Below are 2,095 nucleotides of genomic sequence, written 5' to 3' on the forward strand. Positions count from 1 at the left end.
TAATATTATCGTATTGCGTGAAGGTGATAATGACAAGTACAGTATTTGTTCGTTCGTCGCACACCCCGTCGCCAAAAACATTGCTACGCTCGTTTTATGGCGGGGGACTCCTGCGGTTTTAGTTGAAGTTCGGGAAAATTTTTGGATGTTCCCCTTGAAATGGGAAGCCTGAAACCCTTTTTTTCGGTCAAGCTCACCCTTTGAGCCAATAGGTTTTCATCTCGCCTTTCCCTTTCACGGAAATGATACCCCGTTCTTCCAAAATAAATTTATCTTTTAGTTGTTGGTAGGTATCAAAGGAAACTTGTATGCAGCCTGGTAATCCCTGAGATTCCATGCGAGAAGCAACATTAACCGTATTTCCCCATAGATCGTAGATGAACTTTTTTAACCCGATCGCTCCGGCTACTACTGGGCCAGAATTAATCCCGATGCGAATTTGAAAAGGTTCTCCTGTATGAGTGCGAAATTGCACGATCGCTTTTTGCATATCTAACGCCATTGCTGCGACAGCCTCTGCGTGGTCATGTCTGGGAATGGGTAAGCCTCCCACTACCATATACGCATCGCCGATCGTTTTAATTTTTTCCAAACCATGTTGTTCCGCTAACTGATCGAATTTGGAAAAAATTTCGTTGAGTAAATTGACTAATTCTATGGGAGAAATTTGAGCGGAAAGCGGTGTAAAGCCAACTATATCCGCAAATAATATAGTGACTTCATTAAATTGTTCGGCAATTGCGCTAGTGTCATTTTTTAACTTTTCGGCGATTGGTTTTGGTAAAATATTCAGCAACAAACGTTCGGACTTTTCTTGTTCTATTTGCAGTGCTGCTGTCCGTTCGATGACTCGTTGCTCTAACTCTTCATTTGCTTTTTCTAAAGCTAGAAATGACTCCTGCAATTGTGCTGCCATTTTGTTGAAAGATTGCGCTAAAATATTCAATTCTGCAATACTTCCTCCCTCCACTTTTTGCGCTAATTGACCATTCGCTATCTTTTGCGATGCTGTACCCAATCTAGAAATAGGAATGGCGATCCATCGAGAAGTCAAAAATCCACAAGAAATAGAAATAGATAAAGCTGTCAAAGACAATAAAAATGTCATCCTATTATTGGCGTTAATTTGCTCCATAAAATCAGTCTTTGGAATAATTACTACAATCAGCCAATCAATTCCTTTGTTGTCTTTTAAGGGAGTTATTTGTAAGAATTGCTGCCGATCGGCTGTTCTAAAAATAAATTGTTTTGTCGTATCTATTTTTTCAAAGTTAGCAGATTTATCTAAATATTCAATAGCAGCTTTAATTAACGGTATCCTACTATTTCTAGCCCATAACCGCGCTTTAACTTTGCCGTGGCTGTCTCTCAACAAAGGTTCTTCTTCAGTAGAAGAGGCTACCATTTCGCCAGAACGCTCCATGATGAAAGTCAATCCGGTTTTACCAATTTTTAATTGTTTGAGGTACTCTTGCATATGGGAAAGTACAAAATCAACACCGACAACTCCCCGTAATTCACTTGTTTTTCCATAAATGGGTTGGGCGAGAGTAACTTTCAAACGCGGTTCTTTGAAATCAATGTAAATTTCGCTCCAGGTTTCTCTACCTTTTTGGACTGCTTTTTTATACCAAGGTCGCACTCGCGGGTCGTAAGCATTGCCTACTTGTAGCAAACGGGTAGGATTGCCTTCCGGATCGATATCAAAGCTGAAAAATTTACCGCCTGTTGATTTTCCCGCTCTGCCTATTTCCCATCTTTTATTATCTTGAAATCCTAAACCGAAAAATTCTCCTGTGGCGCTGCCAAAATAAATAGCAGATACTTTGTCTTTATCTATTAAAAGGCGCTGGCTCCAAAATTGACGAGTCAGACTGCCAGTATCTTCCAAATTTAATTGTCCGAGACGCATAGCGTTAATATTAACTCGGTTGAGCGTGTTGGGTGTTTCCAGGTAATAAGTGAGGGCTTGGTGAATGCGATCGCCAATTTCTAGCCGCAATTGTTGGGCTACTTCATTTACCGCTTGTTCCCCATTGCGAAAGGATAAATACCCCGTTAGCCCCACTGCTGCCGAGATTTGCAAGACAAATGG

Annotated in this window: 1 protein-coding gene; it reads right to left on the bottom strand. The window is 40.8% G+C overall.

What is annotated here, in order from left to right:
* Positions 1–193: 193 nt before the first annotated feature.
* On the bottom strand, positions 194–2,095 hold a 1,902-nt coding region (locus H6S82_RS30715), incomplete at its 5' end, for an adenylate/guanylate cyclase domain-containing protein (RefSeq protein ID WP_191057290.1).

This window comes from Planktothrix sp. FACHB-1355, assembly GCF_014748295.1.
Classification (GTDB): domain Bacteria; phylum Cyanobacteriota; class Cyanobacteriia; order Cyanobacteriales; family Aerosakkonemataceae; genus Aerosakkonema; species Aerosakkonema funiforme_A.